1 protein-coding gene is annotated in these 17,633 nt (G+C 72.2%); it reads left to right on the plus strand.

The features are described from left to right. Positions 1-39 precede the first annotated feature (39 nt). Positions 40-17,610, plus strand: coding sequence for a non-ribosomal peptide synthase/polyketide synthase (locus BKN51_RS44590; protein ID WP_442857700.1), 17,571 nt, complete (start codon positions 40-42; stop codon positions 17,608-17,610). Positions 17,611-17,633 lie beyond the last annotated feature (23 nt).

Consider the following 17,633-nt stretch of genomic DNA (forward strand, 5'->3'; position numbering starts at 1 on the left):
ATTCCTTGTTGTGCCTGGAAGGTGCGAAAGACGATGACCGTGCGAGACACGGCGGCCGCCACGGACGCCGAGAGAACCGTCGCCCTGCCGGAACTGTTCGCCGACAGGGTGCGTTCGGCCCCGGACGCCGTCGCCGTCGACGGCGAGGTCAGGCTGACCTACGCCGAACTGGCGGATCGCGCCGGACGGCTCGCCGCACACTTGCGACGGCTGGGACTGCGAGCCGAGGACCGGGTCGGGGTGCTGATCGAGCGATCCGCCGAACTGGTCGTGGCGGAGCTGGCGATCGTGCTCGCGGGCGGCGTCTACGTGCCTCTCGACCGGCGTGCGCCGGACAGCAGGGTGCGGCTGACACTGGCCACGGCCGGTGTGTCGCTGGTGGTGACCGACCAGCCCGAGCGGTCCGCGAGCATCCACAGTGGACACGTCGTGATCGCCGGACAACCACTTCCGGAGCCGGAATCGGCGCTGCCGCGGGTGGACGCCGACCAGCTGGCCTACCTCATGCACACCTCGGGGTCGACCGGGACGCCCAAGGGGGTGGCCGTCCGGCACCGTGACGTCGTGGCGTTGGCCACCGACAGCCGGTTCACCGGAGACGCGCACCGCCGGGTGCTGTTCCACTCGCCCGCCGCGTTCGACGCCTCGACCTACGAGCTGTGGGTGCCGCTGCTCAACGGCGGGACGGTGGTGGTCGCGTCACCCGGCGACCTGGACGTGGAAGCACTGCGGGGAACCCTGTCGCGGCACCGGGTCACCGCGCTGTGGCTGACCGCGGGCCTGTTCCGGGTCGTCGCGCACGAGGCGCCGGACTGCTTCCGCGGCGTGCGGGAGGTGTGGACCGGCGGCGACGTCGTCCCGGCCCCGGCCGTACGGCGGGTGCTGCGTGCTTGCCCCGGTTTGACGGTGACCGACGGGTACGGCCCGACCGAGACCACCACGTTCGCCACGTCCCACCCGATGTCCTCGGTGGCCGGTGTCCCCGACGCAGTGCCGATCGGGCGCCCGCTCGACGGCGTTCGCGGACAGGTCCTGGATTCCGCGCTGAACCCGGTCCCGCCGGGAGAGCCGGGGGAGTTGTACCTCGCCGGAGCCGGCCTGGCGCGAGGCTACTGGGGCAAGCCGGGCGCGACCGCCGACCGGTTCGTCGCCGATTCCGACGTGCCCGGCGACCGCCGGTACCGCACCGGGGATCTGGTGCGGTACAACGAGAACGGTGAGCTGGAGTTCCTCGGCCGCGCCGACGATCAGGTCAAGGTCCGCGGCTTCCGGGTGGAACTCGGCGAGATCGAATCGGTGCTCGCCGCCGCACCCGGCGTACAGGAGAGCGTCGTCGTCAGCCGCGAGGAGCGGCCGGGCGTCAAACGGCTGGTCGCCTACGTCGTCGCCCGGCCGGGCGAGGTGCTCGGGGACCTGAAGCAGGTCGCCGCCGCGTCGCTGCCGGACTACATGGTTCCGTCGGCGTTCGTCGTGCTCGACACGCTTCCTCTGAGCGCCAACGGGAAGGTCGACCGCCGCGCGTTGCCCGCGCCGCCGGAGGACCGGGTGGCCGGTGAAGCCGAGCCGCGGACGGAAACCGAACGAACCGTGGCCCGGATCCTGGGTGACGTGCTCGGGGTGAGCATCACCGCCACCGACGACGACTTCTTCGCCCTCGGTGGCGACTCGATCCTCGCCGTGCAGGCGTTGTCGCGACTGCGCCGGACTTTCGGCGCGAACCTGTCGGCGCGGGCGGTGTTCGACGCCCCGGACGTCGCCGGACTGGTGCGACTGCTCGACGAAGCGCCCCGGAGCGACGAAACCGCGATCCCCGTCACGGCGATGTCGGACGTTCTCCCGCTTTCCCCGGCCCAGCGGCGGTTGTGGTTCCTCGACGAACTGACCGGTGGCAGCGCGGAGTACAACACCGCGGTCGGCCTCCGGTTGTCCGGTCCGCTGGATCTCGACGCCCTGCGCGGAGCACTGGCGGAGCTCTGCGCACGCCACGAATCCCTGCGGACGACCTTCGATTCCGTCGAGGGCGAAGGTGTCCAACGGATCGCGGACACGGGCGCGATACCGCTGCGGATCGCGGAATCCGCCGCGGACGACGCCACCTTGGCGGAGGAGCTGAGTGCGCCGTTCGACCTGCGCACCGGCCCGCTGACCAGGGCCACGCTCTTCGCCCAGGGCCCGGACGAACACCTGCTCGTGCTGTGCCAGCACCACATCGTCACCGACGGCCGGTCGATCGGTGTCCTGACCGGCGAACTGCTGGACTTCTACGCCGGGATCAGCCCGCCCGCCTTGACGCTGGGGTACCGCGACTACACGCTCTGGCGGCAGCGGTCCGCCAACGCGGATCAGCTGCGGTATTGGCGGGAGAGGCTCGACGGCCTCGAGCCGCTCGCCTTCCCGGCCGACCGGCCGAGGCCGCCTCAACGCAGCACCGAGGGCGCCGTGCACCGGCACGACCTGCCCGCCGAGCTGGTCGGAGAGCTCACCGCCGCGGGACGTCCGCACGGCGCGACGCTGTTCATGACGCTCACGGCGGCGGTGCAGGTCCTCCTGTCCGCTTACGGCGGCCAGCGTGACGTCGCGGTCGGCACCGCGGTCGCCGGCCGGGACCGGCCCGAATGGGAAGCGCTGACCGGATTCTTCGTCAACACCCTCGTCCTGCGCTCGCAGGTCGACCGGACGCGGCCGTTCGCGTCGTTCCTCTCCGGCTTCCGGGAGACGGTGCTGGAGGCGTTCGCGCACGGCGACGTCCCGTTCGACCGCGTCGTCGACGAGGTGCAGCCTGAACGCGATCCGTCGCGAACGCCGCTGGTCCAGGCCGTCGTCGTCCTGCAGACCCCGCTCGTCAACCCGCGTGAGGTCGCGGGCCTGACGGTGAGCGAGTACGACCTGCCCCGGCCGTCGGCCCGGTTCGACCTGGTCATCGAGTTCTGGCCGCGGCCGGACGGCCTGCGGGTCACCGTCGAGTACGCCACCGCGCTGTTCGACAGCGAGACGATCGAACAGCTGACCGCGAGCCTGGAAGCCCTCCTCGCCGGGATCGCCGCCGACCCCGGCCGCCCGGTGGGCGACCTTCCGCTGCTCACCGCGGCCGACCACCGGTCCCTGCCCGCGCCGGACCCCGCCCCGTCGATGACCATCACGCGGCTGTTCGACCACCACGTCGAGCAGCATCCGCACGCCCCTGCCGTGCTCTTCGGTGACGACAGCCTCGACTACGGCGAACTGCGTGCCCGGGCCGACCGGCTCGCGGGGCGGCTGATCGCGCTCGGCGTGCGCCCGGAGGACCGGGTCGGCGTGCTGATGGACCGCTCGGCCGACCTGGTCGTGGCGGTGCTCGGGATCCTCAAGGCGGGCGCCGCCTACCTGCCGTTGGACCTGCGCGCCCCCGCCGATCGCCTCCGGCTGCTTCTCGACGGCACGGCGGTCCTGCTCACCGACGGGACCTGGCACGACACCGCCACCACCGTCCACAACGGACACATCCTGACCCTGCCCGCCACCGGGGACGCGGCCACGGTCGTTGCCGACCCCGCGAACCTGGCCTACGTCGAGTACACGTCGGGCTCCACCGGGGTGCCGAAGGGAGTGGCCGTCCGGCACGCCGACGTGGTGGCGCTGGCCACCGACCCCCGGTTCACCGGCGGTGCCCACGAACGCGTGCTGCTGCACTCGCCCCTGGCCTTCGACGCCTCCACCTACGAACTCTGGGTCCCGCTCCTGAACGGCGGCACCGTGGTCGTCGCGCCACCGGGGGACGTCGACGCCGACGTCGTGCGGGACCTGACCGCACGGCACGGCGTCACCGCGCTCTGGCTCACCGCGGGCCTGTTCCGGCTCTTCGCCGGTGACACCCCGGAATGCTTCCGGGGACTGCGGGAAGTCTGGACCGGCGGTGACGTCGTCCCGCCCGGGGCGGTGCGCCGGGTACTGGACAGCTGCCCCGGTGTCGCGGTCGTGGACGGCTACGGTCCGACCGAGACCACGACGTTCGCGACCTCGTTCCGGATGGCGTCCGCCGACGCGGTCCCCGAGACGATCCCGATCGGGACCCCGCTGACCGGCATGCGCGTCTACGTCCTCGACGAAGGCCTGCGTCCGGTCCCGCGCGGCGCGCTCGGCGAGATCTGCGTGGCCGGTCCGGGGCTCGCCCGGGGTTACGCCGCCCGGCCCGGCGCGACCGCCGATCGTTTCGTCCCCTGCCCGTTCGGCGCTCCCGGCGAACGCATGTACCGCACCGGGGACCGCGGACGGTGGCGCGCCGACGGGACGCTCGAGTTCGCCGGCCGCGCCGACGACCAGCTCAAGATCCGGGGCTTCCGGGTCGAACCCGCCGAGGTCGAACGCGCGCTGAGCGCCGAACCCGAGGTGGCGCAGGCGGTGGTGACCGCGCGCACCTCCGGTGGCCGCAAACACCTGGTCGCCTATGTCGTGGCGGCCGACGGTTCCACAGTGGACACAGACGTGCTCCGCGGCACCCTCGGCCAAACCCTCCCGGACTACCTCGTGCCGTCGGCGTTCGTCGTCCTGGACGCGCTCCCCTTGAACGCCAACGGGAAGGTCGACAGGCGCGCCCTGCCGGGGCCGCGGTTCGAATCCGCCGAGACCGGGGGAACGGCGCCGAGGACCGAGCGGGAAGCCGTGCTCGCGGGAATCTGGGCCGACGTCCTCGGCCTGGACCGCGTCGGTGTCGAGGACAACTTCTTCGCCCTCGGCGGCGACTCGATCCTCAGCATCCAGGTCAGCGCGCGGGCTCGTCGGGTCGGGCTGGCGATCACCACGGCCGACCTGTTCCGCCACCAGACCATCGCCGCGCTCGCCCCGACCCTGACCGACGTCTCGGCGAAGCCGGACCAAGGGCCCGTGTCCGGGGACGTCGTGGCGACCCCGATCCAGCGCTGGTTCTTCGACACGATCCCCGACCCGGACCGGTTCGACCAGGCCATCACGGTCGAACTGGCCGCGGGCACCGACGAGGCCGCGCTCGCCACCGCCTTCGCCACGTTGATCGAGCACCACGACGCGCTGCGCACGAGGTTCACCCGCGACGGTGACCGATGGCGTCTGCACGTCACCGGTCCCGAAGCCGGGCATTCGCTGCTGCACTGGTCGCTCTCCGGCCCGCCCGAGCGGCGTTTCCTGCACCTGTCCGCCCACCACCTGGCCGTCGACGGGGTGTCGTGGCGGATCCTGCTCGACGACCTCGACCGGGCGTACCAGCAGGCCGATCTCGGGCCGCGGACGACTTCGTTCCGCGAGTGGGCCGCGCGGTTGTCCACGTTCACCGAAGACGGCGGCTTCGACGACGAACTGGAGCACTGGCGCGCGATTCCCGCCGTCGCCCCGATCCCTGTCGACGGGACCGGCGCCAACACCGTCGCCCGGACGCGCGCGGTCACGGTCCGGCTGACCGCGGGGGAGACCAGGGCCCTGCTGCGGCAGGTGCCCGACGTCTACCGGACGCAGGTCAACGACGTCCTGCTGACCGCGCTCGGCCGGACCCTGCGGGAGTGGACCGGCCAGGTGCCGGTGATCGATCTGGAAGGCCACGGCCGCGAGGAACTGTTCGACGGCGTCGATCTGTCGCGCACGGTGGGCTGGTTCACCAGCCTGTTCCCGGTGGCGCTCGACGTCCCGGACGACTGGGGCAAGGCGCTCAAAGCCGTGAAGGAGCGGCTGCGGGCGGTCCCGCGACGCGGCATCGGCTACGGCGCCCTGCGCTACCTCTCCGGCACGGCCCCGGCCGTCGACCCGCAGATCAGCTTCAACTACCTCGGCCAGTTCGACCTGCCCGGCGAGCTCTACACCGGGGCGCCCGGCGAACTGTCCTTGGACGCCGACCCCGGCGGCGTCCGCCCGCATCTGCTCGACGTGGTCGGCCAGGTCACCGGCGACATGCTGGAATTCACCTGGCACTACGCGGAAGGCGTGCACGATCAGGCCACCGTGATCCGGCTGGCCGCCGGCATGCTGGAGAACCTGCGTGGACTCCTCGGGCACTGCGCCGAACCCGGCGCGGGCGGGCGGACACCGTCGGACTTCCCTTTGGCCGGCCTCGATCAGTCCACTCTGGACGGTCTCGTCGGTGACGGCCGGGACGTCGAGGACGTCTACCCGCTGACGCCGATGCAGGCGGGCATGGTGTTCCATGGGCTCGCCCAGCCCGGCGACCGGAACTACTTCGAACAGGTCTCCTTCGCCCTCGACGACGTCCCCGACCCCCATGCGCTCGGCGCGGCCTGGCAGCGGGTGGTCGAGCGCACGCCGGTGCTGCGCAGCCGGATCGTCTGGGAGGGAGTGCCCCGGCCGCTGCAGGTCGTGCGGCGCTCCGTCGAGGTCCCGGTGTCCTATCCGGACTGGTCCACAGTGGACGCCGAGGAGGCGATGCGACGGCGGCTGGCCGAAGACCTCGCCGAGGGACTCGATCTGACGCGTGCCCCGCTCATGCGGCTGGTCATCGCCAGGGAATCCGCGACGTCGGTCCGCGTGATCTGGACCTTCCACCACGTGCTGCTCGACGGTTGGAGCGTCTTCGGGGTCCTCTCCGACGTCCTCGCCCTGCTGCGCGGCGACGAGTTGCCGACGCGCCGTCCGTTCCGCGACTACGCCGCCTGGCTCGCCGCGCAGGACGACGCGGCGGCCGAAACCCACTGGCGGGCCGAACTCGCCGGGGTGACGCCGACTCCGCTGCCCGGCGACCGCGGAACCCGCGCTCACTCAGCGAGCTCGACCGCCCGGATCCCGATGGAGCTCGACGACGCCGCGACCGCCGGGATCCAGGCGTTCGCGCGACGGCACCACCTGACGCTCAACACCATCGTCCAAGGCGCCTGGGCGGTTCTGCTCGCTCGCTACAGCGGCGAGTCCGAGGTGTGCTTCGGTGCGACGGTGTCCGGCCGCCCGGTCGAACTGCCCGGCGCGGACGACATCCCCGGCCTGTTCATCAACACCCTGCCGGTGCGGGTGAAGCTCGATCCCGAGCGCGGCCTCGTCGACTGGCTGCGGGAACTGCAGGCGGCACAGGCGGAATCACGCCGCTTCGGCCACGTCGGCCTGCCGCGGCTGCAGTCCTGGAGCGACGACGGCGGCAGCCTGTTCGACAGCATCATCGTCTTCGAGAACTACCCGGTCGCGGATCTGGCGGGGTTGCGCGACGTCCGCGCGGACGAGCGCACCAACTACCCGCTCGGCGTCGTCGCGTACCCGGGCCGGCGGCTGTCCCTGCTGCTGACCCACGATCCCTCGCTGATCAGCCCGGAGCTGGCCGGGCGGCTCGCCGGGCACCTCGGAACGCTGATCCGCGGCTTCGCGGACGCACCGCACGAGCCGGTGACGCGGGTGCCGATGCTGGCCGAGCCCGAGATCCGGCACCTGCTCCGCGAGCGGAACGCCACCGCCCGGGAAGTGCCCGCCGGGACGGTGCCCGAGCTGTTCGCGGCGTGTGTGCGCCGGAACCCGGGAGCCGTCGCGCTGGTGACCGACGAGCGGAACGTCACCTACGGCGAACTCGACGTCCGCGCGAACCGGCTGGCGAACCGGTTGCGCGAGCTCGGAGTGCGGGCCGAAGACCGGGTCGCGGTGCTGATGGACCGCTCACCCGAGCTCGTCGTCGCCGAACTCGCGATCGTCAAGGCAGGCGGCGCCTACCTGCCGCTGGACCTGCGCGCGCCCGCCGAGCGGTTGCGGCTGCTGCTGAGCGAAGCCGGGGCCGACGTCGTCGTCGCCGACCAGGCCTGGCTGTCCACCGCCGAAGAGATCCACGACGGGGTGATCGTCACCGGCGCGGACGGCTCACCGGAGACCCCGCCCGCCGTGACGGTCGACCCCGAGCAACTCGCCTACGTCATCTACACGTCGGGTTCGACCGGGAAGCCGAAGGGTGTCGCCGCCCGGCATCGCGACGTCCTCGCCCTGGCGGCCGATCAGCGCTTCGTGGCCCACGACCGGGTTCTGCTGCACTCGCCGCAGGCGTTCGACGCGTCCACGTACGAGCTGTGGGTGCCGCTGCTGAACGGCGGCACGGTCGTCCTGGCCCCGCCGGGCGACCTCGACGTCCACACCCTCGGCCGGGTGATCACCACGCACGAGGTCACCGGGGTCTTCATGACGACCGGCCTGTTCCGGCTCGTGGCGCAGGAAGCACCGGAGATGTTCGCCGGCGTGCGGGAGGTCTGGACCGGCGGCGACGCCGTGCCCGCCGTCGCGCTGCGCCGGGTCCAGGACGCGTGCCCGCGCACCCTGGTCGCCGACGTCTACGGCCCTACCGAGACCACGACCTTCGCGACCGTGCACCCGCTGCCCGGCGAGATCCCCGACGTCGTGCCGATCGGGGCACCGCTGGACAACACCCGCGGCTATGTCCTCGACGACGCCCTCCGGCTCGCCCCGCCGGGCGCCCCGGGCGAACTGCATCTCGCCGGAGCCGGGCTCGCGCGCGGCTACCTCGGGCGTCCCGGGCTCACCGCCGACCGGTTCGTCGCGGATCCGTTCGGGCCGCCGGGGGAGCGGATGTACCGCACCGGCGACGTCGTGCGCTGGAACGACGAGGAGGCCCTCGAATTCGTCGGCCGGGTGGACGAACAGGTCAAGATCCGCGGCTTCCGCGTCGAACCGAGCGAGATCGAGGCCGCGCTGGGCGAGCACCCGGACGTCGAACAGGCGGCCGTGCTGGCCCGCGCGGACGGCGGCGTGAAACGGCTGGTCGCCTACGTCGTCGGCGAAACCGAAGGGCTCGGAGAGTTCCTGGGCCGGACGTTGCCGGACTACATGATCCCGGCCGCCTTCGTGCGGCTGGAGAAGTTCCCGGTCAACGTCAACGGAAAGCTCGACCGCACCGCCCTGCCCACCCCCGACTTCGGGGTCCGCGACCACGTGGCGCCGCGGACCGACCGCGAACGCGTGCTCACCGGCATCTGGGCCGAGGTGCTGGGCGTCGAACGGGTCGGCGCGACCGACGACTTCTTCGAACTCGGCGGCGACTCGATCCTCAGCATCCAGGTGGTGTCGAGGGCCCGCCGCGCCGGGCTCGAACTGCTGCCCGGCGACCTGTTCGCCCACCGCACCCCGGCGGCGCTCGCCGCCGCGGCGCGCACCGCCACGGAGGCCGTCGAACGCGGACCGGTCAGCGGCGACGTGCCGCTCACCCCGATCCAGCGCTGGTTCTTCGCGACCCAGACCGCCGATCCGGGGCACTTCCACCAGTTCGTCCACTTAGGACCCGAACGCATCGATCCCGCCGCGGCCCGCAAGGCCGTGGACGCGCTCCTCGAGCACCACGACGCCCTGCGGATGCGGTTCAGCGACGACGGCCGGAGGCAGGAGAACGGTCCCGTCGGCGCCGAGACACCGCTGATCCGCCTCGACATCTCCGAGGACGACGTCACCCTCGCCGTGCACCACCTCGTCGTCGACGGCGTCTCCTGGCGAGTCCTCACCGAGGACTTCGACAGCGGTTACGCCCAAGCGCTGCGGGGCGAGCCGATCGACCTCGGACCGCGCACGACGTCCTTCCGTGAGTGGGCGATCAAGCTCGCCGAGCACACCGCCGACGGCGGATTCGACGACGAACTGGCGTACTGGCGCGGCCTTCCCGGCGACACCTCGATCCCGGTCGACGGCGAGGGAGAGACCACGGTCGCCTCGATGCGCGAGGTCACCGTGCGGCTTCCCGAGGCGGAGACCGAAGCGTTGCTGCGGGAAGTGCCCGCCGCCTATCGCACGCAGGTCAACGACGTCCTGCTGGCCGCGCTCGGCCGCGTGCTGCGGGACTGGACGGGCCGGGTCCCGGTCATCGACCTCGAAGGACACGGGCGCGAGGACCTGTTCGACGACGTCGACCTGTCCCGGACGGTCGGCTGGTTCACCAGCGTCTTCCCGGTCGCGCTGGACGTCCCGGACGACTGGGATGTGGCGCTGAAGTCGGTGAAGGAGGGTCTGCGGGCGGTGCCGCGACGCGGCATCGGCTACGGCGCCCTGCGCTACCTGGCCGGGACCGCGCCGGAGATCGACCCGGCGGTGAGCTTCAACTACCTCGGGCGGTTCACCTCGGGCAGGCTGGAATCCGACGAGAGCGAACGTTCGGCGCGAGCGCATCTGCTCGACGTCGTCGGCCGCGTGGAGTCCGGTGAACTCGAACTGACCTGGTACTACACCGACGGCGTCCACCACGAGTCCACTGTGGACGAACTGGCCACGGCGATGCTGGCGGCGTTGCGGGAGATCGTCGCGCACTGCGCCGCCCCGGGGGCCGGCGGGCGGACCCCGTCCGACTTCCCGCTGATCACCCTCGACCAAGCCACGGTGGACGCCCTGGCCGGTGACGGCCGCGCGGTCGAGGATCTCTACCCGCTCACGCCGATGCAGGCGGGAATGGTGTTCCATTCCCTTTCCCAGCAGGAAGAACGGCTCTACTTCCAGCAGGTCGGGTTCGTCCTCGAAGGCGCCGGTGACGTCGAGGCGCTGGTCGGAGCCTGGCAACGGGTCGTCGACCGCACGCCCGTGCTGCGCACGCGGGTCGCCTGGGAGGGCGTGCCGGAACCCGTACAGGTCGTGCGGCGGAAGGTGACCGTCCCGGTCACCCGGCTCGACTGGCGGGGCCATACTCCCGCTGGACAAGAGCGGTTCTGGCAGGAGGTCCTGGCCGCAGACCGTGCCGAAGGGCTCGACCTGGCCGGGGAATCCTTGCTGCGGCTGACCTTGGCGCGGCTTTCGGACACGGAAGTCCGCGTGCTGTGGACGTTCCACCACCTCCTGCTCGACGGCTGGAGCGTGTTCGGGGTGCTGTCCGACGTCTTCGCCGCCTACGCCGGGAACGAACTGCCCGAGCGGCCGCCCTTCCGCGACTACGTGGCCTGGCTGGACCGCCAGGACGACACCGAGGCGGAACGGCACTGGCGCCGCGAACTCGGCGACTTCACCGCTCACGCCCGGCTCACGGCTCAGGACCACACGAGCCGGTCCGCCGAGTGGCTGCGGGTGCCCGTCGAGAGCTCCGCGCGGCTCAAGGACGCCGCGCGGAAGGCGGGGCTCACGATGAACACCGTCCTGCAGGGCGCGTGGGCGCTCGTGCTGTCCCGGCTCACCGGCGAACGCGACGTCTGTTTCGGCACCACCGTGTCCGGCCGTCCGGTCGAACTGGCCGGTGCCGACGACATCACCGGCATCTTCATCAACACGCTGCCGGTGCGGGTCGCCACCGAGCGCGCCCCGGTCGCGAAGTGGCTGGCGGAGTTGCAGGACAGGCAGGTGGAGTCGCGCCGGTACGGGCATCTGCCGCTGACGAAACTGCAGGCGTGGAGCGGAAGCGACGGGGGTCTCTTCGACAGCATCGTCGTCTTCGAGAACTACCCGATCGACGCCGCGACGAAGGCGTCGGACGGGCTGCGGTTGCGCGACGTGGACGCGGCCGAAACGACGAACTACCCGATCAGCGTCGTCGCCTCGCCGGGGGAGCGGCTGACCCTCGACGTCGGCTACGACACCGAGGTCTTCGACACCGCGATGGCCGAGCGGATCACGCGGCAGCTCCTCGGCGTGCTCGACGCGTTCGCGGAGGACCTGAACCGCCCGCTCGACGGCATCGATCTGCTCACCGAGGCCGAACGGCTGCAGATCCTCGGCGACTGGAACGACACCGCGCACCCCCTGCCGGAAGGAAGTCTCGCCGAGCTCTTCGCCCACCAGGTCGCGCGCACTCCCGGCGCGGTCGCCCTCACCGGTGACGACGTCCACCTGACGTACTCGGAACTGGACGAGCGCGCCCACCGGCTCGCCCGGCATCTGGCCTCCCTCGGCGCCGGTCCCGAAACGGTCGTCGGCGTGCTCATGGATCGCTCCGCGGACCTGGTCGTCGCGGAACTCGCCATCATCAAGGCCGGCGCGGCCTACCTGCCGCTGGACACCCGGGCGCCCGTGCCGCGGCTGACGATGTTGCTGGACGGCGTGCCGATCCTCGTCACCGACCGGGCTCGTACCGCATCCGCTGTCCACAAGGGACAGATCGTCGTCCCCGACGGCCGGACCGCGGACGTGCCGCTCGCCCCGGCGTCGCCGGACAACCTCGCGTACGTGATGTACACGTCGGGTTCGACGGGGAAGCCGAAGGGTGTGGCGGTCCGCCAGCGTGACGTCGTCGCCCTGGCGGCGGACCGGCGGTTCGCCGCGCACGAGCGGGTCCTGCTGCACGCGTCGCCCGCCTTCGACGCCTCCACCTACGAACTCTGGGTCCCGCTGCTCAACGGCGGCACCGTCGTCGTGGCACCGCCCGGCGACCTCGATGTGGACACCCTCCGGCGCGTCATCGCCGGGTACGAGGTCCACGGGGCGTTCTTCACCGCCGGCCTGTTCCGGTTGCTGGCGCAAGAGGCGCCGGAGACCTTCCGCGGCATGCGCGAGGTCTGGGCGGGCGGCGACGTCGTCCCGGCCGCCGCGGTCCGGCGGGTGCGGGAGGCGTGCCCGGGCACGGTCGTCGTCGACGGCTACGGCCCGACCGAGACGACGACCTTCGCCACCTCGCACCGCATCCCGGACGACGTTCCCGGCGTCGTGCCGATCGGGAAGCCGCTCGACAACATGCGCGCCTACGTCCTCGACGCGGAGCAGCGACTCGCGCCGCAAGGCTCGCCCGGCGAGCTGTACATCGCCGGGGCCGGGCTCGCCCGGGGGTACTTCGGCGATCCGGCGCTGACCGCCGACCGTTTCCGGCCCGACCCGTTCGGCCCGCCGGGGGAGCGGATGTACCGCACCGGCGACCTCGCCCGCTGGAACCCGCGTGGAGAACTGGAATACACCGGCCGCGCCGACGAGCAGGTCAAGGTTCGCGGCTTCCGGATCGAGCCCGCGGAGATCGAAACCGCGCTGACCGCCCATCCCGGTGTCGGCCAGGCCGCCGTCCTGACCAGGGAAGACCAGGGCGTCAAACGGCTCGTCGCCTACTACACCGGCGACGCGGACGGCCTCGCCGGATTCCTCGGGCAGACCCTGCCGGACTACATGGTCCCGGCCGCGTTCGTCCGGCTCGGCCGCTTCCCGCTGACCGCCAACGGGAAGATCGACCGGCGTGCCCTGCCCGCCCCGGACTTCGGCGGCAAGAGCGCCCGGACCGAGCCGTCGACCGAGGCCGAACGGGCCCTCGCCGGGATCTGGGCGGACGTCCTCGGGGTCGCGGAAGTCGGTGCCGAAGCCAACTTCTTCGAGCTGGGCGGCGACTCGATCCTCAGCATCCAGGTCGTGTCCCGCGCTCGCCGCGCCGGGCTGATCCTGTTGCCGCACGACGTCTTCCGGCATCCGACCCTCTCGGCGCTGGCCGCGCACGCCGGTGGCGACACCGGGCCGCTGGCCGAGCAGGGGCCGGTCACCGGGACGGCGCCGCTCACCCCGATCCAGCAGTGGTACTTCGCCACCCAGCCGGACCGGTTCGACCAGCGAGTGGTGCTGGAGTTCACCGAGGACGTGGACGAAGCCGCGCTGCGCCGCGCGCTGGAAACCGTCTGGGCGCACCATGACGGGCTGCGGCTGCGGTTCGAGCGCGGCCAGGGCCAGCACGGCGATCCGGTCCGCGCGGCGGATCTGCTCACGGACGGGATCGCGTTCGACCTCGAACGGGGCCCGCTGCTGGCGGCGGTGCTCGACGGACGGCGGCTGACGCTGGCCGCGCACCACCTCGTCATCGACGGCGTTTCCTGGCGGATCCTGCTGGAAGACCTGGAAACCGCCTATCGCGGCGGCGAACTCGGGCCGAAGACGACGTCGTACCTGGCCTGGGCCCGGCGGCTCGCCGATCATGCCGCCTCGGGTGGTTTCGACGACGAACTGGTGCACTGGCAAGGGATTCCGGCGGTGCCGGCCGACGATCCGGCCAGGATCGCCGACACCGGCGAAGTGACCGTCCGGCTCACCGCCGAGGAGACCCGCGCGCTCCTGCGGGACGTGCCCGAGGTCTACCGCACGCAGGTCAACGACGTCCTGCTCGCCGCGCTGGGCCGTGTACTGCGGGACTGGACCGGGCAGACCCCGGTGATCGACCTGGAGGGCCACGGCCGCGAGGAACTGTTCGACGACGTCGACCTGTCCCGCACGGTCGGCTGGTTCACCAGCATGTTCCCGGTGGCGCTGGACGTCCCGGACGGCTGGGGCGCGGCACTCAAATCGGTGAAGGAACAGCTCCGGGCCGTGCCGCGGCGGGGGATCGGCTACGGCGCCCTGCGCTACCTGACCGGCACCGCGCCGGACATCGACCCCCAGGTCGGCTTCAACTACCTCGGCCGGTTCGACGACGCCGAGGAGGGCGCGTTCCGGACCGGCGCCCTCGACGCCGACGTGGACCCGGCCGCGTCCGCCGCCCACACGCTCGACATCGTCGGCCGCGTCGTGGCCGGGACGCTGGAGCTGACGTGGGCGCACGTCACCACCCGGCACCCCCGTGACACCGTCGAAGACCTGGCGGAACGGATGCTGACGGCCTTGCGCGAGATCATCGCGCACTGTGCCGCACCGGAAGCCGGTGGCCGGACCCCGTCGGACTACCCGCTGGCCGCCCTCGATCAGTCCACAGTGGACGCACTGGTCGGCGACGGCCGCGCGGTCGAGGACGTCTACCCGGTCACGCCGATGCAGGGCGGGATGGTGTTCCACGGGCTTTCCCAGACCGCGCAAGGCATGTACGTCGAGCAGGCGACGTTCGTCCTCGAAGGTGTCACCGACCTCGACCGGCTCGCCGACGCGTGGCAGCGGGTCGTCGACCGGACGCCGGTCCTGCGGACGGAGTTCGTCTGGGCCGGGGTCGAGGAGCCCCTGCAGGTCGTGCGCCGCGAGGCACGGCTCCCGGTCCGCCTGTTCGACGAGCCCGGTCAGGATCTCCAGCGGCTCCTTGCCGAGGATCGCGAACAAGGGCTCGATCTCGCGGCCGCGCCGCTGATGCGGGTGGCGCTGGCGCGGTTGTCGGCGACCGAGGTCCAGGTGCTGTGGACGTTCCATCACGCGCTACTCGACGGCTGGAGCGTCTTCCACGTCCTTTCCGATGTCTGCGGTGCCTACGCCGGGCAGACCCTGCCCGCCAGGCCGCCGTTCCGCGACTACCTCGCGTGGCTGGACGGCCTGGACCGGACCGACGCCGAACGCTTCTGGCGCCGGTCCCTCGCCGGCGTCGAGGGACCGACCCCGGTTCCCGGCGACCGGGTGCCCGCGGCCGGGCACATCGCCTGTTCGTCCGACTGGCTGCCCGTCCGGCTGGACGAGGCCGCCACCGCCCGGCTCGACGCGTTCGTCAAACGCCACGGCCTCACCCCCAACGCGGTCCTGCAAGGGGCCTGGGCGCTGCTGCTCTCGGCCTACAGCGGGCAGGACGACGTCGTGTTCGGGTCCACCGTCTCCGGCCGCCCGCCCGAGGTGACGAACGTGGACGAGATCACCGGCATCTTCATCAACACGCTGCCGGTCCGGATCGGGATCGGCCGCGGCACCCGGGTCGCCGAGTGGCTCGCGGACCTGCAGGCGGCGCAGGCCGAGGCACGCCGTCACGGGCATCTGCCGCTCGCGCTGGTCCAAGGCTGGGCGGACCTGCCAGGGGGAGTGAACCTCTGCGAAAGCCTGGTGGTGTTCGAGAACTATCCGATCACCGACGCCGAAGCCGGGCACGGCCTGACCGTGCGCGACCTCTCGGCGCGGGAAACGACGAACTTCCCGCTCACCGTCGTCGCCTCACCGGGCCGTGAGCTGACCGTCGACCTGGGGTACGACCCGGCCCTGTTCGACGCCGCCACGGTGACCCGCCTGGCCGGGCATCTGCTCACGCTGCTGCGGGAGCTGGTCGAAGACGGCGACCGCGCGGTCGCCGCGGTGTCGATGTCGACTCCGGACGAAGAGCTCCTGCTCGCAGGGTGGATGGAGACCGGTGCGGAAGCCCCGGCCCGGTCGCTGCCGGAGTTGTTCGCCGAGCAGGTCCGCGCCAGGCCCGACGCGGTCGCGGCCGTCCTCGACGGTGAGCAGGTCACCTACGCCGAGTTGAACCGGCGAGCGAACCGGCTGGCCAACCGCCTGATCGGGCTCGGCCTGCGGCGGGAGGAACCGGTCGGTCTCGCCACCGGCAGGGCGGGCACCGTGGTGGCCGAACTGGGCGTGGTCAAGGCGGGCGGGGCCTACCTCCCGTTCGACACCCGTGCCCCGGCGGAACGCCAGAAGGCACTGCTGGACGGCGTCCGGTTCGTCGTCTCCGACACGGACCACCCGCACAGCATCCGGCTGTCCTCTGTGGACAACGAGCCGGACGGTGATCCTTCCGTCGTCGTCGATCCCGACCAGCTGGCGTACGTCATGTACACCTCCGGGTCCACCGGCACGCCCAAGGGCGTCGCCGTCCGGCATCGTGATGTCGCCGCACTGGCCGGGGACAGCCGGTTCCGCGGCGGGGCGCACGAACGTGTCCTGCTGCATTCCCCGGCGGCCTTCGACGCCACCACCTACGAACTGTGGGTGCCGCTGCTCACCGGCGGCCGCGTCGTCACCGCGCCGGAGGGCGACCTCGACGCGCACCGGCTGCGGACCTTGATCCGCGAGCACGGCCTGACCGGGATGTGGCTCACCGCGGGCCTGTTCCGGGTGCTGGCGCAGGAAAGCCCGGACTGCTTCACCGGCCTGCGCGAGGTGTGGACCGGCGGCGACGTCGTGCCCGCCGAAGCCGTGCGGCGGGTCCTGGGCGCCTGCCCGGGGCTGCGCGTCGTCGACGGGTACGGCCCGACCGAGACGACCACCTTCGCCACCGCCCATCCGATGGACGAGACGGTCCCGGACCGGATCCCGATCGGCAGGCCGCTGGACGGGATCGTCGCCCGCGTCCTGGATTCCGGCCTGAGTCCGGTCCCGCCGGGAGTGCCGGGAGAGCTGTACCTCGCCGGGGCCGGACTCGCTCGCGGATACCGGAACCGTCCCGGCCTGACCGCCGACCGCTTCCTCGCCGCCCCGGCCGGACAGCGCATGTACCGCACCGGCGACATCGTCCGCTGGACCGGCGAAGGCACCCTCGAGTTCCTCGGCCGGGCGGACGACCAGGTGAAGCTGCGGGGGTTCCGCGTCGAACCCGGTGAGGTCGAGGCCGTGCTGGCCCGGCATCCCGCCGTGACCCAGGCCGCCGTCGTGGTCCGCGAGGACCAGCCCGGCTTGAAGCAGCTCGTCGCCTACGTCGTCTCGGACGCCGGCGAAGAGACACTGCGCGCCTCCTTGGCCGGGGCGCTGCCCGATTACCTGGTGCCGTCGGCGTTCGTCGCGTTGGACCGGATCCCGGTCAGTGCCAACGGAAAGCTCGACCGGAAGGCACTGCCCGCCCCCACCGCGGCGGTTTCCGGGCACGTCGAGCCGGAAACCGAAACCGAACAGGCGCTCGCCGGGATCTGGGCCGACGTGCTCGGGGTGGACCGGATCGGCGCCGACGACAACTTCTTCGCACTGGGCGGGGATTCGCTGCGAAGCCTGCACATCGCGGCCAAGGCCAGCGCCTTGTTCGCCGTCCGGCTCACCCCGGCCGACGTCCTGACCGCGCGCACCGTCGCGGGACTGGCCGGAACGGTCGAGGAACTCATCTTGGGCGAGCTCGAAAACCTCGCCTCCGAAACCGAAGCGTGAGGACGCCACCATGACCTCGTCCA

Origin of the sequence: Amycolatopsis sp. BJA-103 (genome assembly GCF_002849735.1) — a bacterium.
Taxonomy (GTDB): domain Bacteria; phylum Actinomycetota; class Actinomycetes; order Mycobacteriales; family Pseudonocardiaceae; genus Amycolatopsis.